This is a genomic window from Pseudomonas oryzihabitans, from assembly GCF_014522265.1.
In the GTDB taxonomy this organism is placed as follows: domain Bacteria; phylum Pseudomonadota; class Gammaproteobacteria; order Pseudomonadales; family Pseudomonadaceae; genus Chryseomonas; species Chryseomonas aestiva.
In genome coordinates this window covers 3,162,564-3,185,513 of the sequence record NZ_CP017024.1, presented here as the reverse complement: position 1 = coordinate 3,185,513, position 22,950 = coordinate 3,162,564, and the positions used below count along the sequence as shown (strand labels likewise).

Here is a 22,950-nt window from a genome sequence, read left to right as displayed (position 1 = left end):
CATGGACAGTGGACGGCGGTAGGTTACAGTGCAGCGATCCCTGCCCCGTACGCCACCAGGACGTCCCTCCATGCAACGAACCGCCTTTTTCATTTCCGACGGTACCGGCATCACGGCCGAAACCCTCGGTCAGAGCCTCCTGGCCCAGTTCGGGGACATCACCTTCAGAAAGATCACGCGCCCCTACGTGGATACGCTGGACAAGGCCAGGGCGATGGTACAGCAGATCAATGCCGCCGCCGTCCAGGACGGTGCGCGACCCATCATCTTCGATACCATCGTCAACCGTGACATCCGGGCCATTCTGGACCAGTCGAACGGGTTCATGATCGACATCTTCTCCACGTTTTTATCCCCGCTCGAACGGGAACTTTCCGCCGAATCTTCGTATTCGGTAGGGAAGTCACATTCGATCATGCACAATAGTCACTACATGGAGCGGATCGAGGCCGTCAATTTCGCACTCGAAAACGACGACGGCGCCCGCACGACCCACTATGCGCAGGCCGATCTGATCCTGGTGGGGGTCTCGCGCTGTGGCAAGACGCCGACCTGCCTCTACATGGCGCTGCAATATGGCATCCGCGCGGCGAACTATCCGCTGACCGAAGAGGACATGGAGCGCCTGCAGTTGCCCGCTTCGCTCAAGACCTACAAGGACAAGCTGTTCGGGCTGACCATTGACGCCGAGCGCCTGGCGGCGATCCGCCACGAGCGCCGGCCCAACAGTCGCTATGCGAGCTTCGCCCAGTGCGAATTCGAACTGCGCGAGGTGGAGAGTCTGTTCCGTCGCGAGAACATCTCCTTCATCAACACCACGCATTTTTCCGTGGAGGAGATTTCGGCGAAGATTCTGGTGGAGAAAGGCGTGGAAAGACGGTTTAAATAGCCGACCACCCTCCTCTTCAGCGCCTGCGTGGCGCGCCAGGCGACCGCCATGAACCTCGTCGATGCCCTGCTGTTCTTTCCGGTCGCCCTGCTCATCGCCCTGACCCCCGGCCCCAACAACTTCTGCTCGCTCGGCAATGGCATCCGCCATGGCGCGGTGACCGCGGGCTTGGCAGCCCTAGGTCGCGATGTGGCCTTCGTGATCTTCCTGGTGATCTCGGCGGTGGGCCTGGGCGCCATGCTGCTGGCTTCGGAGACGGCCTTCACCGTCATCAAGTGGATCGGCGCGCTCTACCTGCTCTACCTGGGCGTGAAGAGCTGGCGCAGCCGGGCCTTTGACGGCCTGGACCTGACCGAGACCGGGGCGGCCCAACCGCGGGCGCTGCACCGGCTGATGCTGCAGGAATTCCTCATCGGCATCAGCAATCCCAAGGCGATCCTGCTGTTCGCCGCGGTCTTTCCGCAGTTCATCGACCCCAGCCAGCCGACGACCCAGCAATTCGTCTACCTGGGTGGCACCCATCTGTTCGCGGAAATGGTCGCGGCCTTCATCTATGGTCTGTTCGGCCGGCAGATCCGCCGCTTCATCCGCGGACCCCGTGGGGTCCGTCGCCTCAACCAGGCTACCGGGGCCTTCTTTGCCGGCGCAGGCGGTCTGTTGCTGACCGCCCACCGCTGATTCAGGACGACACCAGCCCGGACTGGGCGGCGCCCAGCTTGGCCAGGGCCGCTTCGATCGCCGACCAGGGCTGCTGCCTGGGCGCTACCGGCTTGTCCACGGCTGCCTGGCGAGCGGTCCGCACCAGAGCGTTGAATTCGGCTGTCAGAGCAGCGGCCTGGGCCGTGTCCGCATCTCCGGTAAAGACCACGGGCGACAGCCAGAGGCGCTCCTTCAGGCGTTCGCCGATCTGGTAGGCGAATTGCAGCCGCCGCTGCTGGCCGATCTGCCCGGCCTCGGTGTCTTCGACCAGGCCCAGCGACAGCGTCTTGTAGGCCGGCAGCCGATCGAGCAGACCCTGCTGGGCCTGGACCGAACGCGGCCAGTCCACATGCAGCCCCTCCACCGGCAGAGCGGTAGCCAGGCCCAGGTTGTCGATCAGCTCACCGTGACACACGCCCAGCAGCTTCTTCAGCGGCTCGCGCTGCAGCAGGTTGTAGGCCCTTTCGAAGGCGGTACGCCAGGCCAGCGGCAGCTCCAGCGCCAGCAGCGGCTCGTCGAGCTGGATCCATTCCACGCCCTGGGCGGCCAACCGCGCGAAGATCTCGCCGTAGACCGGCAGCAGCGACTCCAGCAGCTCGAGGCGGTCGAAGGCGGGATCGAGTGCGCGACCAAGCCACAGATAGCTCAGCGGCCCGAGGATTATCGGCTTGACGGCCAGACCGAGCGCCTGGGCCTCGGCGACCTCATCGAAAAGCTGTTCCCAGCCGATGGCAAAGGACTGGTCCGAGGTGAATACGGGAACCTGACAGGTGCCGGCGAACCCGTGATCGTCCGCCGGCTCGACATGGGCGGCAGCGCCTACCAGATAGGAGTGCGCCAGCACCCGATCGCCCCAGCCAAAGTCGCCTACCGTAAGCCACTCACACCCCGCAGCCTGCTGGGCACGCCACGCCTGCCGACGCTGCTCGCGTCCCTGGGCGATCAGGGCGGCGCGGTCGCAATTGTCGAGAGACGCCAGGGACGCGTCACCCTGTTGCTCGCTGCGCGCGGAACCCTGGGAATGAATCTTGACCATTGCACACCTCCACCTGACAGGCTGGAGATTGTCTTCTCGCACGACGCATGAAACAAACTCAGGTTTCTTGTGATGAACTCAAGTTTCTTTCATACACCCGATCAGGGCTTGAAGCGCGCCATGCTGTAGACGTCGGTGAACACCCCATCGCGCAGGGCATAGCGCCGCAGCAGACCTTCTTCTTCGAAACCGAGCTTGCGATAGAGCGCCAGGGCCGGCTCGTTGTCGCTGAAAACCGTCAGCTCCACCCGTTGCAGATTCATCCAGTTGTCAGCGAGGTCGAGCAGCGCCGTCAGCAGCTGGGTGCCTATGCCCTGCCCCTGGCAATCCCGGGCCACGCCCATACCGATGGCACCACAATGCTGGCGGCGAATGCGCGGCTGCTGTTCGAGACTGGCGCTGCCCACCACCCGCCCCTGCTGCAGGGCGACCAGCGCCACCCGGCCTTCGCGCTCGGCGCTCTGCCGCTGCCGCCATTGCTCGGCGGTCTGATAAGGCAATTGCAGCACCTGTCGCGCCACTACCGGATCGCCATAAAGGGCGGCCAGGCCCTCGGCGTGACGATCGGCATAGCGTTCCAGATGGACGAGCGAGCTGGACATGGGTGGCACTCCTTCGCGGAAGTCCGCAGCTTCGCCCAGGTCCGGGGGATCGGACAAGGGCGAAGCGTACGAGTCACGCGCCGGTTACAGCGTCCACTTCAGGCTAAGCATGACGTTGCGAGGATCGCCGTAGGTGCCGAAACCCGTGCCGCTGGGAATGCCCTGCCAATACTTCTCGTCGAAGATGTTGTTGAAGTTGACCCGGCCATCCCAGTGGTCGTTGAAGCGGTAGCCCGCCATCAGGCCGACCACGGAATAGCTGTCCTGCTTGGCCTCGCCATTACCCACCCGCTTGAAGGTCTCGCTCTGCGCCAGCACATCGGCGCCGATGCGCCATTTGCTCAGATCCCCGGTCAGTTGATAGCTGGTGGCAGCCTTGAACAGATGCTTGGGCTGCTCCGGAGCGAAGCGGCGGTCTTCGTAGACCAGATCCTTGGTGTACTCGCTCAGCACCAGGGTATAGGCCGCCGATGCCTGCCAGTTGGGCGCCAGTTGCCCGGAGATCTCCGCATCGATGCCACGGCTGCGCACTTCGCCGGCAGTGTCGTAGCAGGTACGGCTCTGCCGGGTGCACTCGATCGGCTGGGGGGACAGCTCATAGGCGCGGCCCTCCTGAATGGTCTCGAAGAGCGCTACGGAGGCATTCAGGGCACCGTCGAAATAGGCGCCCTTCAGGCCAATCTCGTAGCTCTTGCCCGTCATGGGCGCGAGCACGGAGTTACCGGTGTTCTGCTGGCTCTGCGGTTTGAAGATATCGGTGTAGCTGGCGTAGACCGAATAGGTGTCGTTCAGGTCGTAGATGATGCCGGCATAGGGCGTAAATTCACGCGTGGCCTTGTAGTCGTCATCGCTGTAGAGGTTGTCGAAGTCATACCAGCTGACCCGGCCGCCGACGATGACGTGCAGCGGGTCTATGGGGTTGAAACGCGCCGCCGCGTAGATCGCTTCTTCGGTCGTGGTGTTCTTGCTGGCATAGGGCGTCAGGCTGTCCTTGGCCGGCTTGGGAATGCTGCTGGGGCGGAAGTTGTAGATATCGATCGGTGTAGCACCCGAGTAGCCGCCACGCTGATAGAACTTCTCCTGACGGCGACTCACCCCGGCCATCAATTCGTGCTCGCGGCCCAGCAACTGGAAGGGACCGCTGACCGAGGCGTCGATGTTGAGCTGGTCGGAATCGGTACGGTAGGCGCCGGAAGCGGTACCGAGATCGGCCACCGTGTTGTAGGCGTAGTTGTTGCTCGGCAGGGTGGTGACGTAGTTGGAATAGGTATCCGAATTCGCCCAGACCTGCTGCGCCGCCAGCTTGGCCTTCCAGCCGTTGTCGAAGGTGTGGGTGATGTCGGAGAACAGGGTGTAGTTGTCCTGATCCCAGTAAGCCCAGTCGCCGCTCAGGAAGGTGGAGCGCGACAGGTGCAGGTTTTCCCCATTGGGACCGCTGGGCAGGCTGCCCCAATCGGAGGTCTTGTCCTCGCGCTGCTTGGACGCGCCGATGGTCCAGGTGGTGGCGTCGCTGAGATCCGCTTCGAGGACGCCATAGAAGGTCTGGCGCTTGCGCTCGCGCACGTCCTGGAAACTGTGGCCGTCCTCGTAGGCGGCCACGGCGCGACCGCGCAGGGTGCCGGCTTCGTTGAGCTTGTTGGAGGCGTCGACCTCGGTACGGTAGCGGTCCCAGCTGCCGGCGCTGGTGGTGACGCTGACCTGGGGGAAGGCGGTCGGGCGCTTGCGCACCAGATTCAGGGTGGCCGAAGGATCGCCGGCGCCGGTCATCAGGCCGGTGGCGCCGCGAACCACCTCGACGCGGTCGTAGATGGACAGATCGGCCGAGGACAGGGTGTCGAGGGTAAAGGTCCCGGCCGTGGTGGGCAGGCCGTCGTACATGATGTTGTCGATGCGGAAGCCACGGGAGAGGAATTCCTGACGGTCGCCGCCGAACTTGTTCAGCGTCACTCCAGGGGCGTATCTGACCACATCATTGAGATCGGTCATGCCCTGGTCTTCCATGCGCTGCCGGGTGATGACACTCACCGACTGGGGCGTCTCCCGGATCGACAGGGGCAGGCCGGTGGAGGTGCTCATGGCGCCGGTGGTGTAGGAGCGTGTCCCTTCGGTGGTCGTCCGGCCGGTCAGGGAGCCATCGTCCGCGCTGATGGTGGTGGCCTCCAGCGCCACGCTGCCGGTCGCCGCCTGGGTGGCCACCGGGGCGACGGTCGCGACCGAGCCGCTGACCGAGGCCGCAAGGCCACTGCCCGCCAGCAGGCGCTGCAGGGCGACATCCGGCTCCATCCGCCCCGCCAGTGCCGGTGCTCGCTTGCCCACCAGGGCAGCAGGATCGTAATTCACCTGGAAACCGCTCGCGCGCGCGAAGCTCTGCAAGGCATCGGCCAGCGGCTGCGCCGGTTGCGACAGCGCCACGGGAGCGGCCTGGGCGAGGGTCGCCACGCCCAGGGAGACGGAAAGCGCGATGAGACGAAGGGAGAAGAGCTGCATGTCGTTGGTCGTCCTCTAGGGAAACACCGACCCGTCCGTACCCCACGTAAGGACTCGCTGGAGGCTTTCCAGGGACCGGTATCCATTGCCGTCTTGCGCGGCGGAACGCAGGCTATGCAACCTGGATGCATCTGTAAATGCAAATTAATATCATAAGCGAACGCAAATCAGCCGATTCCGCTCCGGAAGCGCTCAAGGACGCGCCTCTGCCGGTGTCAGCCTTCCATCGCCCTGTCCTGACTATTTTCGAGGAAATGTTTCAAGGAAACAGGGACTGACCTGCCTACCTTGCGCGGCAGTGGGCAAAGCTGTTGCGCGAGCGGTGGCCTATCGCTGTGGTGAAGGCGGAATTGGAAATGGAGGGCTGGGGAAACTACAGACGGCGGTGGGCGGGTTCAAACCAGCCGCCTGGAGCCACCCACTCCCTCATCGTGAAAGCGCTGGGCGATGGCGCAGATCTGCGGCTCGATGGCCAGGAAGGCGTCGAGCACCAGGGGATCGAAGGTGCTGCCGCGCATCTCGCGCATCATCTGCAGCGAATCCGCATGGCTGAACGGCTCCTTGTAGCAGCGCCGGCTGATCAGGGCGTCGTAGATATCGGCCACCGCCATGATCCGCCCCGCCAGCGGGATGCCGGTACCGGACAATCCGTTGGGATAGCCGCTGCCATCCCACTTCTCGTGGTGGGTGCTGGCGATCTCGGCGGCCAGGGCGAGAAAGTTGTCATCCTCCAGATGGCTGGCCGTGCTGAGGATGATCTGCCGACCGAATTCGGCATGCCGCTGCATCACCTGCATCTCCTCCGGGGTCAGCCGGCCGGGCTTGAGCAGGATGGCATCCGGCACGCCCACCTTGCCGATGTCGTGCAGGGGCGCGGACAGGAACAGCAGCTTGATGTAATCGGGCGTGAGTTGCTCCGGCGCGTGGCCGGACAGCCGCAACTGCTCGGCGATGGCGCGAACGTAGTACTGGGTGCGCTTGATATGGGCACCGGTTTCGGGATCGCGGGTTTCGGCGACCGCCGCCATGGACTCGATGGTGACCTGCCGCGAGCGTTCCAGCTGCCGGCGCCAGCGCTCTTCGTGCTGACGCGCCAGGATGATCCGGGTGATCAGCGCCAGCGCCGAGAGCATCGCCACCAGCAGCAGAGGCGCGGCCAGCGGCAGGAAGACGTCATGGCGAACGAACAGCCAGGCGCCCAGCAGTTGCGGCAGGACGATCAAGGCGGCCGCCAGCAGGGCGAAGCGACGCTGACTGCGATTGAAGAGAAAGCCAACGGCGAGCAGCAGGCCGCCGGTCAGGCATAGCACCAGTTGCAGCACGCCGGCGAACTGGGGAATCCGTACCAGGGCATCGTCCAGCAGGTCCTGGGTCAGGGCGGCCTGCAGCCTGACACCGGAAAAGATCTGGCCCAGCGCCGTCGTGTGCAGGTCGTTGAAGCCTGCGGCCGAGACGCCGACGAAGACGACCTTGCCCTTGAGGGTGGCCGGCGCCACCGCGCCGCTGAGCACCGCCACTGCCGAGACCTCCGGATAGTGCTCGGCCCCGCTGTGCAGCCGCAGCAGCGCCTGGCCTTCGCGATCGAGTGGCAGCCGGTGATCGCCGAGTCGCAGCATCGGCCCGGCAAGGCCGCTATCCACCACCGCCTCGTTCAGCCCCAGGGCGCGCAGGGTGGCGGCCAGCGCCAGACTCGGATGGAGGATGCCCTGGTGGCTGAGCAGCAGGGGGACGCGCCGCAGGATGCCATCGCTGTCACGCTGGCTGTTGATGAAGCCGCTGAAGCGCGTCTGGCTGGCGATGGGGGCCACGTTGTCCAGCGCGCCGCTGGCTGCGGGCAGCTGAAGGGCGTCGAGGTCGCCGGTGAAGCCGACCCCTGGCCGCAGTCCGCCGGAGACGGGTTGCTGCAGATCGAGAAAGAAGAAACGGGCGCCGACGGCCCCCGTCTGCCCCATGACGTAGCCGAGATAACCGTCATTGTCCTGCAATTCCGCAGGCACTCCGGAAAAGTTCAGGTCCACACCGAAGTCGTCGCGGAAACTCTGCTGCAAGGCCTTGAGCGAGGTCCGGTCCGGCTCGCTGAACAGGACATCCACGGCGATCGCCGCCGGCTCGGCCTCGGCGATGCGGGAGAGCAGCTGAGCGACCCGGTAGCGGGGCCAGGGCCACTGCCCGAGCGCCGCCAGACTCGCCTCGTCGATGCTGACCACCTGGACATCCGTGGCATCCTCGGTGCTGGCCGCAAGGCGACTGAGCTGGTCGTAGGCCAGGCGATCGAGGTACTGCAGCGGCGGCAACTGCGCCAGGGCAGCGAGGCCGAAGGCCAGCGACAGCCCCAGGCTGACCAGGAACATCCAGGGCGCGCGCCGGCGCAGCAGGGTCGCAACGGAGTTCATGCCCGCGAACCTAGAGAATCAGGACTTCGACACGCCGGTTGCGCGGCTCGGATTTGCCGGGACGGGTCGGCACCAGGGGCACGGTATCGCCGAAAAACTCGACATTGATACGCAACTTGGGATCGAGCCGCTGCAGCAGACCGGCCACCTTGCGGGCACGCTGCCCCGAGAGGTCGAGGTTGTAGGAAGGCGCTCCCGAGCCATCCGCATGGCCGAAAACCGAAATCTCCGTGGGGATGCGCTGCCGTGCCGTTTCCAGCACCTCAGGGAGGAGCGCCTTGGACTGCGGCGTGAGCTCCATGCTGTCGGAGAGGAAGTTGAGGATGTAGGTCTTCGGCGGCGACGGCTGAGCCGCCAGCACCTGTCGATGCTGCTGCTCGAAAAGGGGTTGGGCGACCGCCTGCACAGCGGTCGGCGCCTGCCCCGGTGCGCCCACCGTGACCTCGCCGAAGCCCTGGTCGATGGCCTGGCGACCGGCCGGGCTGGTTACCGAAACGGCGCCGACATGGCCGTCTTCATCGGGCATGAGGATGACCCGCGTCTGCGGCGGCGGCGGACTGGCACAGCCGCCCAGCAGCAGCGCGGACAACAGCACGCTCAGCAGCAGACGCCCAGGGGACGCGACAGCGACCATCGCGTTCATTGGGCCTGGACCAGGAAACGGGTGCCGCGCACGCCGATGGTAGCGGTCGGCGTTTCGATCTTGACCGTGTCGGGGGCGACCTTGCCGATCTTGCCGGACGAGTAGATGGCGGAGCCCTTGGTCAGGTACAGCGAGAAGCCATAGCGACTGCGCTTGGGCTCGAAGAGATAGTCACGCAATTGCACATCGGCGTCGCTGCCCAGGGTGAGCAGGGTGCCGTCGAGAAAGACGATGGCGGCGGTGGCATCCGGACCGGCCTGCAGGCGATCGGCCACCTCCAGGGTGGTACCGGCCTGAGCGTCCAGGGTGGCATTCTGGCGCAGGACCTTGACGCTGCCCGAGACGCTCTTGATCAGCGCCACATGTGCCTCTTCCGCGGCCGTGACCGGCGCAGACCCCAGCAATTGCAGCCCGAGCAGCGCCAATGCGAACAGTGTTGTCTTCATGCTTTCCTGGTCCCTGGATGGAAGGGCGTGGCCGCCGTGAGGGCGACGGATTGCCGGCAGGACCTCGGATGGAACCTTGAAGCGGCCTGCTGCGCAGCGGTCAGGGCTCCAGACTCGTGAACCCAGTCACCTTCTACCAGATAAACAAGCCAAGCGGCACGCAAAGTAGTACGAATGGCACCTGGCCACTAGTCATGCCATCACGACCCCGCGAGACGAACGGCACCGGCAGCGGTCTAGTGAGCAATCTTTCCAAGGTCACCTTTCATGCAGATCATTCTGGTCCGTCACGGCAAGCCCGATCTATCCAGCAAGGCCCGCTGCACTCCAAGGGAGATGAAGGACTGGGTCGCGCGCTATCAGAAGGCGCCGGTGCCCGCAGGCCAGGAGCCCGCGGAGACGCGGCGGCTGGCGCAAGAGGCGGGTTACGTGGTGAGCAGTCCCCTGAGTCGCTGCGTGCGCTCGCTCGAGTACCTGATGGGGCGCCCCGGCAGCCCGGTGGATGACCGCTATGCCGAAGCCCACCTGCCCTATCTGGAATTGGATACGCCGCGACTGCCGGTCAAGGCCTGGCGCCTGCTGTTCAGATCCGCCTGGTTCCTGGGTTTCGCCGCCCATACCGAGTCCATCGGCAGTTCCTCGGTACGCGCCGGCCAGGCGGCCGATCACCTCATCGAACTGGCCGAACGCCACGGTTCGGTACTGCTGCTGGGGCACGGCATCATGAACGTGCTGATCGCCTGGCAGTTGCGCAAGCGCGGCTGGCGCGGCCCCCTGCACCTGCTGCTCAAGGACTACTGGAAGCCGAGCATCTATCGCAAGGAAACGCGCTGAGATCGCTCAGCGGTCCGCCCTGGCGCGGGCCTCTTCCAGTTCACGGCGCGCCTCGGCCAGCTTTCGGGTGCGCACCTGGATCTTGTCGGCGTCGCCCTTGGCCTGGGCGCTACGCAGATCCCGTTCTCGCTCGGCCACCTCGCGGCTCCGGGCCTGGATGACGTCCAGCCGCTGCTGGCGCAGGCCGGCGTCGGTGCAATGCGCTTGCACCGCGCCGAGTGCCCGCCGCAACCCCGCCAGCCGCCCTGCATCGCCTTGCGCCTGCGCCTGGGCGATCTGCCGCTCCAGCGTCAGGCGCTTCGCCGCGCAGCCGCCGTCGGCCGCCACAGCCATGCCGGGCAGCAACAGGCTGGTCGCGAACAGCACTGTCCTGGTTCGGTCTTTCATCGGCATTCCTCCGGACATTGAAAGGCGAGCGCTTCCGGGTCGTTTCGCTCAAGCGTCCAGCGACGGCCCGACCAGCGCGGCGAGCTGATCGTAGACACCGGGCGCCGCCACCAGCAGGGGATTGCCATTGACCAGGCCATCGTTGCGCAGGAACGCGTTGTGGCGCCCCCCTGCCTCCTGGATCAGGACCAGGCCCGCCAGGCAGTCCCAGCCATGGATCAGGGTTTCGTAATAGCCGATCAGCCGGCCGGCGGCGACATAGGCCGTCATCAGGGCACCCGAGCCATTGCGGAAGAATTGCCCCCCCTCTGCCAGCAGACCGGTCACGAACGGCAGGAAGTGTTCCTTGCCGCGTCTATGAGTGGTACCCAGCCCGGTCAGGCCCTGGCGGATTTCGGTGGCCGCATGGACGCGCAGCGGCTGGCCGTTGACGAAGGCGCCGTGCCCGCGCAGGCCATGGAAGAGTTCGTCGTGATTCGGATCCATGATGGCGCCGAGCAAGGGCTCGCCCTCGTGCATCAGGCCGATGGACACGCACCAGTTGTGCAGGCCGTTGAGAAAGGGCGCGGTGCCGTCGATGGGGTCTATGACCCAGAGGTAGGGCGCGGACAGGTCGGTGGCGCCGCCCTCCTCGCCCAGCAGGCCATCCTCCGGAAAGCGCTCGATCAGGCGTTGGCGGATGAGCTCCTCCAGCGTCTTGTCGGCGATGCTCACCACGTCCTGCAGGTCGCTGCCCTTGTGGTCCACCTGCAGCGCACCGCGCCGGCGATAGAAGTCGAGGCCGAGCTGCGCCGCTTCCCGGGCGATGTCCTGGACAACGCGGTAGCGTTCGGCAATGGCGGGGGCGATAGCGGTCATGAGCGCTCCTGGAACGGGAAAAGGCGTCAGGGTGCCAGTTCCACCGGTGGAAAAGAATAGTCGCGATCCTGCCCGTCAGCGCCCTTGACGCTGGCCCCGGTCAGACCGTGGCCGTGCACTGGCCAAATTCTGCCGATGTCGGCAAAGGTCCGACTAGAAGCCCCTGGTCATGGCCGTGTCATCTCGGCGGCGCAGGCTGTCGGGTATTGGCACTCAGGACGGCGAAATGCAGCGACGGACCGCACCAAATCCGCTCGCCGCCGTCAGAACAGTTGAGTGCTCGTTGTACCGGGAGGACGCCATGACCGCACAAACTTCGCTATTCCACGGCAATGGTCAGCTGCAGCAGTTGCGGCGACTGATTCCCAGACAGCATTTCGAAGGTCTGGAACGCCATCTCGAGTTGCTGTCGCAGGAATTTCCGCTCTTCGATCATCCGCCGTTGAGCATCGACTGCGCCGTTGCCGAAACCCTGGAGAACCTTGGCATTCGTGCCTTCCAGTGGCAGGGCAGTTGCGATCTGCCACAGCGGATGGCCCTGGGCAGCGCCCTGATGGGCGAAGGATTCATGGCTCAGTCCAGCACGCCGGAATACACCCTCTATCTCAACGTGCGAGGCGAGAAGGTGCTGTTGCGGCAAGAGCCCGCCGGTGGCCAGACCCTGGTCAGCCTGGTGTCGGATTGCCCGCCGCTCTTCGCTTATCTGGCGGCCAAGCACCGCGAGCCGCTACCGGTCGCCTGAGCGACCCGGCATCCGCTTGTCGGTAGCGTGACCGACCGGTATCGAGGATGACGAACGGGATCACAAATACGCAGTAACGTCAGACTAAGCGGGAACCAAATAGGCAGTGGAATGGTAGATTCGCGCTTCGGATCTACCAGGAGACCCAAGGAATGGGAATTCGTATTCTGGCCAGCGTCATCGCAACCTTCGCCGCCTTCCATGCCGAAGCTGCCACCCTCCCCGCCGTACCGCCGCTCAAGCTGGCGGACCTCACCCTTCAGGTCCCCCTCTCGAGTACCGATGCCATCCCTGCCAGAACTGACGCCCAGTTGCGCGACAGTCGGCAGCCAGTCAATGGCGCCCGCTGGCTGAACGAACATCGAACCCTTGCTCAAGAGCAACGCTGGGTATTCTAGTCCGTTGGATTGATGTCGACGGATGGTTTCCCATTCGTATGCTTTTTGATCCTGTCTGGGGAATGAATCGCTTTTTTTCAGGTCCGTCTGGTTCTACGGGCAGCTCAACTCTTCTGCCCTTTCAACCTGCACGCGGAGCCGTCATGAAACGCCTGTCCCTTCTCCTGTTCGCCGCCCTGTCGGCCTGCAGCTCGGCTCCCACGCAGCCCCCGGCCGATCCGTCGCAATTCGGCGGCCGTACCCAGGAACAACTCCGGCAGAGTTTCGGCTCGCCGCAGCGGGTCGCGCAGCTCGATCGCCTGGTGGTCTACGAATATCGCAACCTGCGCGCCCCGGGCAGTGCGACGCCGGTCTATTCCTTCCTCATCGAAAACGAGCGGGTGATCGAATCCACCCCCGGAACCTTGCAGCTTTATCGCGAGGACGGCATCACCAAGGTCAAGGCGGAAAGTCTCTAGGCAGAGCCGCCGGCCGGATCGCACGTCCCGCGCAGCCTTGCGCGGATGTGCAAAAAAATACCGATTTTGGTGTCTTTCAGCATTTGTTTCCCGGGCGGCAACGGGCTGTAATCGGTCCGTGGCTTCCGCTGCAAAGGCCGTCACAGCCGGCCGCGTAGTGGGTTACAACAACAAGAAAAGCGTCTGCTGCAGTTGCACAGGACGCGGAGTGCAAGATGAAAACAACACCAAAAGCGCTTTTATTGTCCGCTGTCACCCTCTCTGCAGGCCTGACCTTCTCGCTGGCCCTCCAGGCCGCCGAAACGGTCACCATCGCCACCGTCAACAACAGTGACATGATCCGCATGCAGCGGCTGTCCAAGACCTTCGAAGAACAGCACCCCGACATCAAGCTCAACTGGGTGGTGCTCGAGGAAAACGTGCTGCGGCAGCGGCTGACAACCGACATCGCCACCCAGGGCGGTCAGTTCGACGTCCTGACCATCGGCATGTACGAGACCGGCCTCTGGGGCGCCCAGAACTGGCTGGAGCCCATGAAGGACCTGCCCGCCAACTACGACCTGGACGACCTCTTCCCGTCGGTTCGCGAAGGCCTGTCGGTCAAGGGCACCCTCTATGCGCTGCCCTTCTACGCCGAAAGCTCCATCACCTACTACCGCAAGGACCTGTTCCAGCAGGCTGGGCTGACCATGCCCACCCAGCCCACCTGGACCCAGATCGCCGAGTTCGCCGGCAAGCTGCACCAGCCGGACAAGGACCAGTACGGTCTCTGCCTGAGAGGCAAGGCCGGCTGGGGCGAGAACATGGCCCTGGTCACCACCATGGCCAACGCCTTCGGCGCGCGCTGGTTCGACGAGAAGTGGCAACCGGAATTCACCGGCCCGGAATGGACCGCGGCGGCCAACTACTACGTCACCAACATGAAGAAGTACGGTCCGCCCGGCGCCTCCAGCAACGGCTTCAACGAGAACCTGGCGCTGTTCAACAGCGGCAAGTGCGCCATCTGGGTCGATGCCAGCGTCGCCGGCTCCTTCACCATGGACAAGAGCCAGAGCAAGGTCGCCGACAGCGTCGGCTTCGCCGGCTCGCCGCGCGAGGTCACCGACAAGGGCTCCTCCTGGCTGTACGCCTGGTCCCTGGGTATCCCGACTTCCTCCAAGCACAAGGATGCCGCCAAGACCTTCGTGACCTGGGCCACCTCCAAGGACTACGCCAAGCTGGTCGCGGACAAGGACGGCATCGCCAACGTGCCGCCGGGTACCCGCAAGTCCACCTACAGCCAGGCCTACATGGACGCGGCGCCCTTCGCCAAGGTCTCACTGGACATGCTGCAGCACGCCGACCCGGCCCATCCCTCGGCCAAGCCGGTGCCCTATGTGGGCATCCAGTACGTGACCATCCCCGAGTTCCAGGCCATCGGCACCTCGGTAGGCAAGCTGTTCGCCGCGGCCCTCACCGGGCAGATGTCGGTCGAGCAGGCCCTGCAGGCGGCGCAGCAGTCCACCGCCCGGGAAATGAAGCGCGCCGGCTATCCCAAGTAGCGCTGGAGCCCTGGGTCCGCACCCCGCGGACCCAGGGCTAGCGGCTTTTCCTGCCTGATCCGTCGCTGGCGTCGCGAGACGCCAGTGCCTCGTCACGGCCCACTGCCTTGCGGAGCATCGCCATGCAGACCTCCACCCTCAAGACGCCCGCCGTCGAAACCCCTGCCGCTCCCGCCCGTCGTCAACGCCGTCGTGCTAGTCCCGGCTGGTTCCTGATCAGCCCTTCGGTGGCTCTGCTGCTGGTGTGGATGCTGGTGCCCCTGGGCATGACCATCTGGTTTTCGCTGATCCGCTACAACCTGCTCTATCCGGGCGAGCACGCCTTCGTCGGCCTGGAGAACTTCGAATACTTCGTCACCGATGCCGGCTTCTGGCCCGGCATGAGCAACACCCTGCTGCTGGTGGGCAGCGTGCTGCTGATCAGCGTGGTCTTCGGCGTGCTGATCTCGGCGCTGCTGGAGGCCAGCGAGTTCCTTGGCCGCGGTATCGTCCGCGTCCTGCTGATCTCGCCGTTCTTCATCATGCCCACGGTCAGCGCCCTGATCTGGAAGAACCTGATCTTCCATCCGGTCTCCGGCATTCTCGCCGCGGTCTGGAAACTCTTCGGCGCCACCCCGGTGGACTGGCTGGCCACCCATCCGCTGCTGTCGATCATCCTGATCGTGTCCTGGCAGTGGCTGCCCTTCGCCATTCTCATCCTGATGACCGCCATGCAGTCGCTGGATCAGGAGCAGAAGGAAGCGGCCCGCCTGGATGGCGCCGGCCCGCTCGCCATCTTCTGGCACCTGACCCTGCCGCACCTGGCGCGGCCCATCGCCGTGGTGGTGATGATCGAGACGATCTTCCTGCTGTCGGTGTTCGCCGAGATCTACACCACCACCAGTGGCGGTCCGGGCTTCGCCTCCACCAACCTCGCCTACCTGATCTACAACCAGGCCCTGCTGCAGTTCGACGTCGGCCTGGCCTCCGCCGGCGGCCTGATCGCCGTGCTCATCGCCAACATCGCCGCCATCATCCTGGTGCGGATGCTCGGCAAGAACCTGACCCAACAGTGAGGACCCTGACATGCTGACGCTCAAGCAATCCCGGCGCCTGCAGAGCCTGCTGCTGGGCCTGCTCGCCTGGCTGGTAGCCCTGGTGCTGTTCTTCCCGATCTTCTGGATGGTGCTGACCAGCTTCAAGACCGAGATCGACGCCTTCGCCACGCCGCCGCAGTTCTTCTTCACGCCCACGCTGGAGAACTACCTGACCATCCAGGCACGCAGCGACTACTTCCACTTCGCGCTGAACTCGGTGGTGATCTCCTTTGGCGCCACCCTGCTGAGTCTGCTGCTGGCGCTGCCGGCGGCCTATTCCATGGCCTTCCACGAGACCAAAAACACCCAGCGCCTGCTGCTGTGGATGCTGTCCACCAAGATGCTGCCGGCGGTGGGCGTACTGGTGCCCATCTATCTGCTGGCCAAGCAGTTCGAACTGCTCGACAGCCGGCTGCTGCTGATCGCCGTCTACACCCTGATCAACCTGCCGATCGTGGTCTGGATGGTCTACACCTACTTCAAGGACATCCCCAAGGACATCCTCGAGGCCGCGCGCCTGGATGGCGCCACCACCTACCAGGAAATCGTCCGGGTGCTGCTGCCGATCGCCAAGGGCGGCATCGCCTCGACCATGCTGCTGTCGCTGATCCTCTGCTGGAACGAGGCCTTCTGGTCGCTGAACCTGACCTCGTCCAACGCCGCGCCGCTGACCGCGCTGATCGCCTCCTACTCCAGTCCCCAGGGACTGTTCTGGGCCAAGCTGTCGGCCGTCTCGACGCTGGCCTGCGCGCCCATCCTGATCTTTGGCTGGATCAGCCAGAAACAACTCGTCCGCGGCCTGTCGTTCGGCGCGGTGAAATAAGAACAAGAGGACTCCTGTCATGGCCAATCTGAAAATCCGCAGCCTGCGCAAGGGCTTCGACTCGCTGGAAATCATCAAGGGCGTCGACCTCGACATCAACGACCGCGAATTCGTGGTCTTCGTCGGCCCGTCCGGGTGCGGCAAGTCAACCCTGCTGCGCCTCATCGCCGGCCTGGAAGAGGTCAGCAGCGGCACCCTGGAGCTGGACGGTCGCGACATCACCGAAGTGTCGCCGGCCAAGCGCGACCTGGCCATGGTGTTCCAGACCTATGCCCTCTATCCGCATATGAGCGTGCGCAAGAATCTGTCCTTCGCCCTCGACCTGGCCAAGATCGACAAGCAGGAAGTGGAGCGCAAGGTCGCCGATGCCGCCCGCATTCTCGAGCTGACGCCGCTGCTGGAGCGCAAGCCGCGCCAGCTCTCCGGTGGCCAGCGCCAGCGGGTGGCCATCGGCCGCGCCATCGTCCGCCAGCCGAAGATCTTTCTGTTCGACGAACCCCTGTCCAACCTGGACGCCGCCCTGCGCGTGCAGATGCGCCTGGAACTGGCGCGTCTGCACCAGGAATTGCAGGCCACCATGATCTACGTGACCCACGACCAGGTGGAAGCCATGACCCTGGCGACCAAGGTGGTGGTGCTCAACGGCGGCCGCGTCGAACAGGTCGGTTCGCCCCTGGAGCTCTATCACCATCCGGCCAACCTCTTCGTCGCCGGCTTCCTGGGCACGCCGAAGATGGCGTTCTTCAAGGGCAAGGTGGTGGCCACCGACGCCCAGGGCGTGGAGGTGGAGCTGGCGGCCGGTCCGCGCCTGCACCTGCCACGCCGTGGTGACGACCTCGCGATCGGCAGCCCGGTGACCCTGGGCATTCGCCCGGAACACCTGCGCCTGGCCGCCGACGGCCAGCTGCCGGTCATCAGCGACGTGGCCGAACGCCTGGGCAGCGACACCTATTGCCACATGGTCACCGAGGCCGAAGAGCCGCTGACCGTGCGCGTGCCGGGTGACTGCGCCGTCGCCTACGGCGAACGCCAGCGCCTGGCGCTGGACGTCGACTTCTGCCACCTGTTCGACGAACAGGGCCGCGCCGTGGCGCCACTGCTGCGCAAAGCCGCCTGACCCTTCCCCCTTTTTCTGCCCCGGCGTCCCGCACGCGCCCGGGGCACCGCCTTGCAGGATCGCCATCGTGAAACTCAATCGCCAGCACCTCGAACAGCTTCCCGACTACATCGCCAAGCCCGGCTACGCCTCCTGCCAGTTGCGTCAGGGGATCGTCCACATCGGCGTCGGCGGCTTCCACCGCGCGCACCAGGCCATCTACACCGAGGCCCTGCTCAATCAGGGCCGCGACCTGGACTGGAGCATCTGCGGCGTCGGCCTGCGCGCCGAAGACCGCGCCATGCGTGATGCCCTGGCCGGCCAGGACTATCTCTACACCCAGGTGGTGCTGGCCGACGAGCCGGACACCGAGGTGCGCGTCGTCGGCGCCATCAGCGGCATGCTGCTGGCCGAGGAAGGCACCCAGACGCTGATCGACAAGCTGGCCCATCCCAGCACCCGCATCGTCTCCCTCACCATCACCGAGGGCGGCTACTGCATGGATGACAGCACCGGCGAATTCAACTTCAAGCTGCCCCAGATCCAGCACGACCTGCAGCATCCGGGCGATCCGCGCAGCGTCTTCGGCTTCCTGCTGGCGGCCCTGGCCAAGCGCCGCGCCGAGGGCACCGGTCCCTTCACCGTGATGTCCTGCGACAACCTTCCGCACAATGGCCAGGTCACCCGCAAGGCCCTGCTGGCCTATGCCGCCCTGGTGGACGAAGAGCTGCACGGCTGGATCGCCGAGCACGTCAGCTTCCCCAATGCCATGGTTGATCGCATCACCCCCATGACCAGCACCGCCCATCGCGAGGCACTGCTGGCCGAACACGGCGTCGAGGACGCCTGGCCGGTAGTCTGCGAGCCCTTCCTGCAGTGGGTGCTGGAAGACAGGTTCGTCGCCGGTCGTCCGGCCTGGGACGACGTCGGCGTCCAGTTCACCGATGACGTCACCCCCTACGAGGAGATGAAGATCAAGCTGCTCAACGGCAGCCATCTGGCGCTGACCTACCTCGGCTTCCTCAAGGGCTACCGTTTCGTCCACGAGACCATGGCCGATCCGCTGTTCGTGCGCTACATCCGCGCCTACATGGACGAGGACGTGACCCCGCAGCTGGCACCGGTGCCCGGCATCGATCTCGACCAGTACAAGGACACCCTGATCGAGCGCTTCTCCAATCGCGCCATCGCCGACCAGCTGGAGCGGGTCTGCTCCGATGGCTCGTCGAAGTTTCCCAAGTTCACCGTGCCGACCATCAACCGCCTGATCGAAGACGACCAGGCCATGGATCGCGCCGCCCTGGTGGTGGCCGCCTGGGCGGTCTATCTGCGTGGCGTGGACGAGACCGGGGTGACCTATCGCATCCCCGATCCGCGCGCCAATTACTGCGAGGAACTGGTGCAGGATCAGAAGAATCTCACCGAGCGCCTGCTGGGCGCCGAGGAAATCTTCGGTAAGCACATCCCGAAATCCGCGGCCTTCGTTGCCGCCTTCGAGCGGCAGCTGTACAACTTGCGTACCCACGGGGTCAGCGCCACCTTGCAGACCCTGCTCGGCGACTAGCCCTGGCAGAAAGCTGCCTGCTCAGCGTCGACTTTTCAGACAAGCCCTAACAACAACAAGGAGCGGCCAGGCATGAAGTTTCTCGGGATCGACTGCGGCACCCAGGGCACCAAGGCGGTGATCCTGGATGTCGAGCGCGGGGTGGTACTGGGCGAAGGCAGTGCGCCGCACCCCTTGACCGAGGCCGCCAACGGCCGCCGCGAGCAAAATCCGGCGGACTGGATCCGGGCACTGGTGGCGGCCACCCGCGCCGCCCTGGCGCAGGCCGGCAGCGATGGGCAGGACATCCTCGGCGTCGGCGTCTCCGGCCAGCAGCATGGTCTGGTACTGCTCGACGACAGCGGCAAGGTCCTGCGTCCGGCCAAGCTCTGGTGCGACACCGAATCCACCCCGGAAAACCAGCGTCTGCTGGACTACCTGGGCGGCGTGGAGGGCTCCATCGAGCGCCTGGGCCTGGCCATCGCACCGGGCTACACCGTCTCCAAACTGCTCTGGACCAAAGAGCAGCACCCGGAGGTGTTCGACCAGATCGCCCAGGTGCTGCTGCCCCACGATTACCTGAACTTCTGGCTGACCGGCCGTGCCGTGGCCGAATACGGCGACGCCTCGGGCACCGGCTATTTCAATGTGCGCACGCGCCAGTACGACCTGGAGTTGCTGCGCCATATCGACCCCAGTGGTCGCCTGGAGCGCGCCCTGCCGGAGTTGATCGAAGCCGATCAGTCGGTCGGGCGGCTGCGACCGGAGGTCGCCAGCCAACTGGGCATCAACGCCCAGGCGCTGGTCTCCAGCGGTGGCGGCGACAACATGATGGGCGCCCTGGGCACCGGCAACAGCCGCGCCGGCCAGATCACCCTGAGCCTGGGCACCTCGGGCACCCTCTATGGGTATTCCGACGAACCTCGCATCAGCGAGCATCCCGCCGTGGCGGGTTTCTGCTCGTCCAACGGCGGCTGGCTGCCGCTGATCTGCACCATGAACCTGACCAATGCCAGCGGCCAGATCCGCGAGTTGCTCGGCCTGGATCTCGCCGAATTCACCCGTCTGGTGGCGGAGTCGCCCATCGGCGCGGAGGGGGTGCTGATGCTGCCCTTCCTCAATGGCGAACGGGTGCCGGCGCTGCCGACCGCCACCGCCAGCCTGCATGGCCTCACCGCCACCAACCTCACCCGCGCCAACCTGTGCCGGGCGGTGGTCGAGGGAGTGAGCTTCGCCCTGAGATACGGCTTCGATCTGCTGCGTGACCTGGGCATGCCCGGCGATACCCTGAGACTGATCGGCGGCGGCGCCAGGAGTCCGGTGTGGCGCCAGCTGATCGCCGATCTGATGAACACCCCGGTGGTCTGCCCGATCCACGGCGAAGCCGCGGCCCTGGGTGGCGCGCTGCAGGCCGCCTGGTGCTGGAGTCGCGAACAGGGGCATCCGGAGTCGCTCGACAGCCTCACCGAGCGCTGCGTGCATCTGGACCCGGCCAGCCGTGCCGAACCGGATCCCGCACGGGTCGCCGAGTACGAAGCGGCCTACCAGCGCTACCGGCAGCAGCTGCGTGAGAGCTACGGAATAGCCTAGCGGGCGGAGGGGGTGGAAAACGCCAGGCGGTTTTCACCCTACTGGAGGTCGGCAACCAACCCGTCGCAGGGTGGACAACGGCGCAGCCTTGTCCACCACCAGCCCGAGCGCGCGTGGAAAACACTACGCGGTTTTCCACCCTGCCCGAAAGACAGGCGCTCAGGCCTTGCCGATCGGCACGAAGGGCGCATCCAGCAAGCGGGCGAGGTCCGTAGGTGCCAGGGCCACTTCCAGCCCCCGGCGTCCGGCGCTGACATGGATGCCCGGCAACTCCGCCGCGGACTTGTCGATGAAGGTACGCAGTCGCTTCTTCTGCCCCAGCGGACTGATACCGCCGACCAGGTAACCGGTGCTGCGCTGGGCCTGGTCGGGCTTGGCCATCTCCAGCTTCTTGACGCCGGCCGCCTGGGCCAGGGCCTTGAGATCCAGGGTTCCGGCGACCGGCACGATGGCCACCAGCAACTCCTGCTTCTCGCTCGCCGCCAACAGGGTCTTGAACACCGTTTCCGGCGCCAGGCCAAGCTTTTCGACGGCTTCCAGGCCGTAGGAGGCGGCCTTGGGATCATGGTGGTAGCTCAGCACCTCGTGGGGCACCTGGGCTTTCTTGAGCAACTCTATCGCCGGGGTCATGCCAGCACTCCTTGGGGATCGGCCACCTCAGCCCGCCCGCGGCCCTGCGCCTTGGCCCGGTAGAGGGCGAAGTCGGCGGCCTGCAGCCAGTGGGCAACGTCATCGTAGGCCCGGTCGAATCCGGCGACGCCGCAGCTCATGCCGACGCGGACGTTCTGACGATCGCCGGGGCCGCCCGCCTGCATCTCGTGCAACCGCTCCTGCAGCCGTCGAATCAGGTCCAGGGCCCGTTCGGGCGAGGTGTCGGGCAAGAGGATACCGAATTCATCGCCACCAAAACGACCGGCCAGGTCGCTGGTGCGGATGGTCCGGGCCAGCAGGCCGGAAAATTGCCGCAGCATCTCGTCCCCGGCCTGATGACCGAAGCGATCGTTGACCAGCTTGAAGTTGTCCAGGTCGATCATCACCAGGCTGGCCGTGGCGCCACTGCGCTTGCAGCGGGCGAATTCGCGCTGCAGCAGCTGATCCCAGTGGGTGCGGTTATGCAGGCCGGTCATGCCATCCTGCTTGCTGATCAGCTCCAGCTCCTGCTGGCGCCGCGACAGCTGCCGCGCCAGGCGAAAGCTCACCAGGCCCAGGGCCCAGGGATAGGCGACGATCATCGGCAGGCAGGCATAGATCTGCGCGGTGGAGGTCTCGAGGGCGACCGGATGGCGCAGCACCACCAGGCCGACCAGGATGCCCGCCAGCTGCGCGAGCAGACCCCGGCGCCAGAACGCCAGGCCCCCGGCGCCGAGCATGTTCATACCGGTCATGGCGAGCAGGGTCACGCTGGGCAGGAGATTGAAGCCCATGCTCGCCGCCCAGAAGCCGGCCGAGCCGCAATCCAGCAGCAGATTGCCCAGCTCGGCGCGATAGGGATCGCGCGCGCGGACGGCGCGCCAGTAGGCGAGCGGCGACCAGCACAGCGCATTGGCCAGCAGCAGCAGCCACAGGCCGATGGACACCGGCTGGGTAAGCTGCACCGAGACGATGCAACTGAGGCTGAGCAACAGACCTATCGCACGGGGTAGCCAGAGCCGCCGGGCAAAACTGCGGCCACGGGTGAGCACATCTGGCATTGACAATCCCCACTGCGACGGACGATGAGAGGTCGCGCATTATCAGTGGATAAGGGCAAAACGCCAGCGACCCGCGACTTGAGCGTCGTTTTTCGAAAGTTGCGACGCGCCTCAACACTGCCAGAAGGAAACATCGGGTGACACGCACAACGGACGAACAGCCTTGAACCTCGGCCTGACCGGCCTCATCCAATGGTCAGGCCCGTCAAAAAGAGGAAGCCGCATGCAAGTCCAAGTCAACAGTGATCACAACATCGAAAGCAGTGCCGGTTTGCAGAATTGGGTGGCGTCCGTGGTGGAAGACCGCCTGGATCGCTTCGACGAACTCCTGACCCGTGTCGAGGTGCACCTCAACGACGAAAACGCCGGCAAATCGGGTGCTCAGGACAAGCGGTGCCAGATGGAGGCCCGTATCAAGGGGCACCAGCCGCTCTCGGTAACTCACAAGGCCGATTCCCTCGACCTGGCAGTGGAAGGTGCAGCGGACAAGCTGCTGCGAGCCATTACCCACCTGTCCGGCAAACTGGAGAAAAAGCGTCTTTCCAGCGGCGAACTCAATGACCCCCTGGCCCTGGAGGACTCTGAGGAGTTCAAGGACTCCCTGCGGCAGGACGAATTCCTCGAAAGAGAGCAACTGGCTCACGATCACGAGTTGAAATAGGGCAACCTCTGGTTTCCGCGTTCAACCGAGGCCGCTCCCTGAGCGGCCTCGCTCTTT

Annotated in this window: 23 protein-coding genes; 13 read left to right on the top strand and 10 right to left on the bottom strand. The window is 65.2% G+C overall.

Going from position 1 to position 22,950, the window contains the following annotated elements:
* Positions 1–70: 70 nt before the first annotated feature.
* A complete protein-coding gene (gene ppsR, locus BGI51_RS14670) occupies positions 71–889 on the top strand; it encodes a posphoenolpyruvate synthetase regulatory kinase/phosphorylase PpsR (protein ID WP_133859682.1) in 819 nt (272 codons plus the stop codon).
* A gap of 48 nt (positions 890–937) precedes the next feature.
* On the top strand, positions 938–1,567 hold the full coding sequence (locus tag BGI51_RS14665; RefSeq protein WP_133859683.1) for a LysE family translocator: 630 nt from the start codon (positions 938–940) through the stop codon (positions 1,565–1,567).
* Position 1,568: 1 nt separating this feature from the next.
* Here the strand turns inward: BGI51_RS14665 and BGI51_RS14660 are convergent, their stop codons facing one another.
* From BGI51_RS14660 to BGI51_RS14635, 6 genes are all read right to left on the bottom strand, one after another.
* Positions 1,569–2,624 (bottom strand): hypothetical protein, encoded by a 1,056-nt coding sequence (locus tag BGI51_RS14660; RefSeq protein ID WP_187978794.1) that lies wholly within the window; start codon positions 2,622–2,624, stop codon positions 1,569–1,571.
* Positions 2,625–2,725: 101 nt separating this feature from the next.
* A complete protein-coding gene (locus tag BGI51_RS14655; RefSeq protein ID WP_133859685.1) occupies positions 2,726–3,226 on the bottom strand; it encodes a GNAT family N-acetyltransferase in 501 nt (166 codons plus the stop codon).
* A gap of 84 nt (positions 3,227–3,310) precedes the next feature.
* The gene (locus BGI51_RS14650; protein WP_187978793.1) at positions 3,311–5,713 is read right to left on the bottom strand and encodes a TonB-dependent siderophore receptor; all 2,403 of its coding nucleotides are present in this window, start codon (positions 5,711–5,713) and stop codon (positions 3,311–3,313) included.
* A 395-nt stretch (positions 5,714–6,108) separates the two neighbouring features.
* Entirely contained in the window at positions 6,109–8,106 is a 1,998-nt protein-coding gene (locus BGI51_RS14645) for a CHASE2 domain-containing protein (RefSeq protein ID WP_187978792.1), read from the bottom strand.
* Between the two features lie 10 nt (positions 8,107–8,116).
* Complete coding sequence (locus BGI51_RS14640) at positions 8,117–8,749, bottom strand: OmpA family protein (RefSeq protein WP_133859688.1); 633 nt, start codon at positions 8,747–8,749, stop codon at positions 8,117–8,119.
* The gene (locus BGI51_RS14635) at positions 8,746–9,195 is read right to left on the bottom strand and encodes a FecR family protein (protein WP_187978791.1); all 450 of its coding nucleotides are present in this window, start codon (positions 9,193–9,195) and stop codon (positions 8,746–8,748) included. The genes BGI51_RS14640 and BGI51_RS14635 overlap by 4 nt, the downstream gene beginning before the upstream one ends.
* 267 nt (positions 9,196–9,462) lie before the next feature.
* On the opposite strand from BGI51_RS14635, the gene BGI51_RS14630 reads away from it, so the two are divergent.
* Entirely contained in the window at positions 9,463–10,029 is a 567-nt protein-coding gene (locus tag BGI51_RS14630; protein ID WP_187978790.1) for a histidine phosphatase family protein, read from the top strand.
* A gap of 6 nt (positions 10,030–10,035) precedes the next feature.
* Here BGI51_RS14630 and BGI51_RS14625 read toward each other — a convergent pair whose 3' ends face one another.
* Both BGI51_RS14625 and BGI51_RS14620 read right to left on the bottom strand, forming a co-directional pair.
* Positions 10,036–10,416, bottom strand: coding sequence for a DUF1090 domain-containing protein (locus BGI51_RS14625; RefSeq protein ID WP_252977081.1), 381 nt, complete (start codon positions 10,414–10,416; stop codon positions 10,036–10,038).
* Positions 10,417–10,464: 48 nt separating this feature from the next.
* Positions 10,465–11,274, bottom strand: a complete 810-nt coding sequence (locus BGI51_RS14620) for an inositol monophosphatase family protein (protein ID WP_187978788.1) — start codon at positions 11,272–11,274, stop codon at positions 10,465–10,467.
* A 301-nt stretch (positions 11,275–11,575) separates the two neighbouring features.
* On the opposite strand from BGI51_RS14620, the gene BGI51_RS14615 reads away from it, so the two are divergent.
* The 9 genes from BGI51_RS14615 to xylB all read left to right on the top strand — a co-directional run bounded on the left by BGI51_RS14615 (position 11,576) and on the right by xylB (position 20,541).
* Complete coding sequence (locus tag BGI51_RS14615; RefSeq protein ID WP_133859693.1) at positions 11,576–12,016, top strand: hypothetical protein; 441 nt, start codon at positions 11,576–11,578, stop codon at positions 12,014–12,016.
* A gap of 152 nt (positions 12,017–12,168) precedes the next feature.
* Positions 12,169–12,414 (top strand): hypothetical protein, encoded by a 246-nt coding sequence (locus BGI51_RS14610; RefSeq protein WP_133859694.1) that lies wholly within the window; start codon positions 12,169–12,171, stop codon positions 12,412–12,414.
* A 143-nt stretch (positions 12,415–12,557) separates the two neighbouring features.
* Positions 12,558–12,872: a hypothetical protein gene (locus tag BGI51_RS14605; protein ID WP_133859695.1), complete on the top strand. Its 315-nt coding sequence runs from the start codon at positions 12,558–12,560 to the stop codon at positions 12,870–12,872.
* A 215-nt stretch (positions 12,873–13,087) separates the two neighbouring features.
* On the top strand, positions 13,088–14,413 hold the full coding sequence (locus tag BGI51_RS14600; protein WP_187978787.1) for an ABC transporter substrate-binding protein: 1,326 nt from the start codon (positions 13,088–13,090) through the stop codon (positions 14,411–14,413).
* 122 nt (positions 14,414–14,535) lie between these two features.
* Positions 14,536–15,468 (top strand): carbohydrate ABC transporter permease, encoded by a 933-nt coding sequence (locus BGI51_RS14595; protein WP_133859696.1) that lies wholly within the window; start codon positions 14,536–14,538, stop codon positions 15,466–15,468.
* A 10-nt stretch (positions 15,469–15,478) separates the two neighbouring features.
* Entirely contained in the window at positions 15,479–16,312 is an 834-nt protein-coding gene (locus BGI51_RS14590; protein WP_133859697.1) for a carbohydrate ABC transporter permease, read from the top strand.
* A gap of 19 nt (positions 16,313–16,331) precedes the next feature.
* The gene (locus BGI51_RS14585) at positions 16,332–17,429 is read left to right on the top strand and encodes an ABC transporter ATP-binding protein (protein ID WP_187978786.1); all 1,098 of its coding nucleotides are present in this window, start codon (positions 16,332–16,334) and stop codon (positions 17,427–17,429) included.
* Positions 17,430–17,496: 67 nt separating this feature from the next.
* Positions 17,497–18,972: a mannitol dehydrogenase family protein gene (locus BGI51_RS14580; protein ID WP_187978785.1), complete on the top strand. Its 1,476-nt coding sequence runs from the start codon at positions 17,497–17,499 to the stop codon at positions 18,970–18,972.
* Between the two features lie 72 nt (positions 18,973–19,044).
* Positions 19,045–20,541, top strand: coding sequence for a xylulokinase (xylB, locus tag BGI51_RS14575; RefSeq protein ID WP_187978784.1), 1,497 nt, complete (start codon positions 19,045–19,047; stop codon positions 20,539–20,541).
* A 159-nt stretch (positions 20,542–20,700) separates the two neighbouring features.
* Here the strand turns inward: xylB and ybaK are convergent, their stop codons facing one another.
* Together ybaK and BGI51_RS14565 are read right to left on the bottom strand one after the other, a co-directional pair.
* The gene (gene ybaK / locus BGI51_RS14570) at positions 20,701–21,171 is read right to left on the bottom strand and encodes a Cys-tRNA(Pro) deacylase (protein ID WP_187978783.1); all 471 of its coding nucleotides are present in this window, start codon (positions 21,169–21,171) and stop codon (positions 20,701–20,703) included.
* Complete coding sequence (locus tag BGI51_RS14565) at positions 21,168–22,232, bottom strand: diguanylate cyclase (protein ID WP_187978782.1); 1,065 nt, start codon at positions 22,230–22,232, stop codon at positions 21,168–21,170. Before BGI51_RS14565 ends, ybaK begins: the two co-directional genes overlap by 4 nt.
* A gap of 223 nt (positions 22,233–22,455) precedes the next feature.
* Here BGI51_RS14565 and BGI51_RS14560 point away from each other — a divergent pair, with 223 nt between their 5' ends.
* On the top strand, positions 22,456–22,893 hold the full coding sequence (locus BGI51_RS14560; protein WP_133859703.1) for an HPF/RaiA family ribosome-associated protein: 438 nt from the start codon (positions 22,456–22,458) through the stop codon (positions 22,891–22,893).
* The last annotated feature ends 57 nt before the right edge of the window (positions 22,894–22,950 follow it).

What these genes read in the sequence shown, in the direction of transcription:
- xylB (WP_187978784.1), top strand. Translation starts at nt 19,045, where the DNA reads ATGAAGTTTCTCGGGATCGACTGCGGCACCCAGGGCACCAAGGCGGTG.
- BGI51_RS14640 (WP_133859688.1), bottom strand. Translation starts at nt 8,749, where the DNA reads ATGAACGCGATGGTCGCTGTCGCGTCCCCTGGGCGTCTGCTGCTGAGC.
- BGI51_RS14610 (WP_133859694.1), top strand. Translation starts at nt 12,169, where the DNA reads ATGGGAATTCGTATTCTGGCCAGCGTCATCGCAACCTTCGCCGCCTTC.
- BGI51_RS14565 (WP_187978782.1), bottom strand. Translation starts at nt 22,232, where the DNA reads ATGCCAGATGTGCTCACCCGTGGCCGCAGTTTTGCCCGGCGGCTCTGG.
- BGI51_RS14630 (WP_187978790.1), top strand. Translation starts at nt 9,463, where the DNA reads ATGCAGATCATTCTGGTCCGTCACGGCAAGCCCGATCTATCCAGCAAG.
- BGI51_RS14655 (WP_133859685.1), bottom strand. Translation starts at nt 3,226, where the DNA reads ATGTCCAGCTCGCTCGTCCATCTGGAACGCTATGCCGATCGTCACGCC.
- BGI51_RS14560 (WP_133859703.1), top strand. Translation starts at nt 22,456, where the DNA reads ATGCAAGTCCAAGTCAACAGTGATCACAACATCGAAAGCAGTGCCGGT.
- BGI51_RS14590 (WP_133859697.1), top strand. Translation starts at nt 15,479, where the DNA reads ATGCTGACGCTCAAGCAATCCCGGCGCCTGCAGAGCCTGCTGCTGGGC.
- BGI51_RS14615 (WP_133859693.1), top strand. Translation starts at nt 11,576, where the DNA reads ATGACCGCACAAACTTCGCTATTCCACGGCAATGGTCAGCTGCAGCAG.
- BGI51_RS14585 (WP_187978786.1), top strand. Translation starts at nt 16,332, where the DNA reads ATGGCCAATCTGAAAATCCGCAGCCTGCGCAAGGGCTTCGACTCGCTG.
- BGI51_RS14600 (WP_187978787.1), top strand. Translation starts at nt 13,088, where the DNA reads ATGAAAACAACACCAAAAGCGCTTTTATTGTCCGCTGTCACCCTCTCT.
- BGI51_RS14605 (WP_133859695.1), top strand. Translation starts at nt 12,558, where the DNA reads ATGAAACGCCTGTCCCTTCTCCTGTTCGCCGCCCTGTCGGCCTGCAGC.
- ybaK (WP_187978783.1), bottom strand. Translation starts at nt 21,171, where the DNA reads ATGACCCCGGCGATAGAGTTGCTCAAGAAAGCCCAGGTGCCCCACGAG.
- BGI51_RS14665 (WP_133859683.1), top strand. Translation starts at nt 938, where the DNA reads ATGAACCTCGTCGATGCCCTGCTGTTCTTTCCGGTCGCCCTGCTCATC.
- BGI51_RS14595 (WP_133859696.1), top strand. Translation starts at nt 14,536, where the DNA reads ATGCAGACCTCCACCCTCAAGACGCCCGCCGTCGAAACCCCTGCCGCT.
- BGI51_RS14625 (WP_252977081.1), bottom strand. Translation starts at nt 10,416, where the DNA reads ATGAAAGACCGAACCAGGACAGTGCTGTTCGCGACCAGCCTGTTGCTG.
- BGI51_RS14650 (WP_187978793.1), bottom strand. Translation starts at nt 5,713, where the DNA reads ATGCAGCTCTTCTCCCTTCGTCTCATCGCGCTTTCCGTCTCCCTGGGC.
- BGI51_RS14620 (WP_187978788.1), bottom strand. Translation starts at nt 11,274, where the DNA reads ATGACCGCTATCGCCCCCGCCATTGCCGAACGCTACCGCGTTGTCCAG.
- BGI51_RS14635 (WP_187978791.1), bottom strand. Translation starts at nt 9,195, where the DNA reads ATGAAGACAACACTGTTCGCATTGGCGCTGCTCGGGCTGCAATTGCTG.
- BGI51_RS14645 (WP_187978792.1), bottom strand. Translation starts at nt 8,106, where the DNA reads ATGAACTCCGTTGCGACCCTGCTGCGCCGGCGCGCGCCCTGGATGTTC.
- ppsR (WP_133859682.1), top strand. Translation starts at nt 71, where the DNA reads ATGCAACGAACCGCCTTTTTCATTTCCGACGGTACCGGCATCACGGCC.
- BGI51_RS14660 (WP_187978794.1), bottom strand. Translation starts at nt 2,624, where the DNA reads ATGGTCAAGATTCATTCCCAGGGTTCCGCGCGCAGCGAGCAACAGGGT.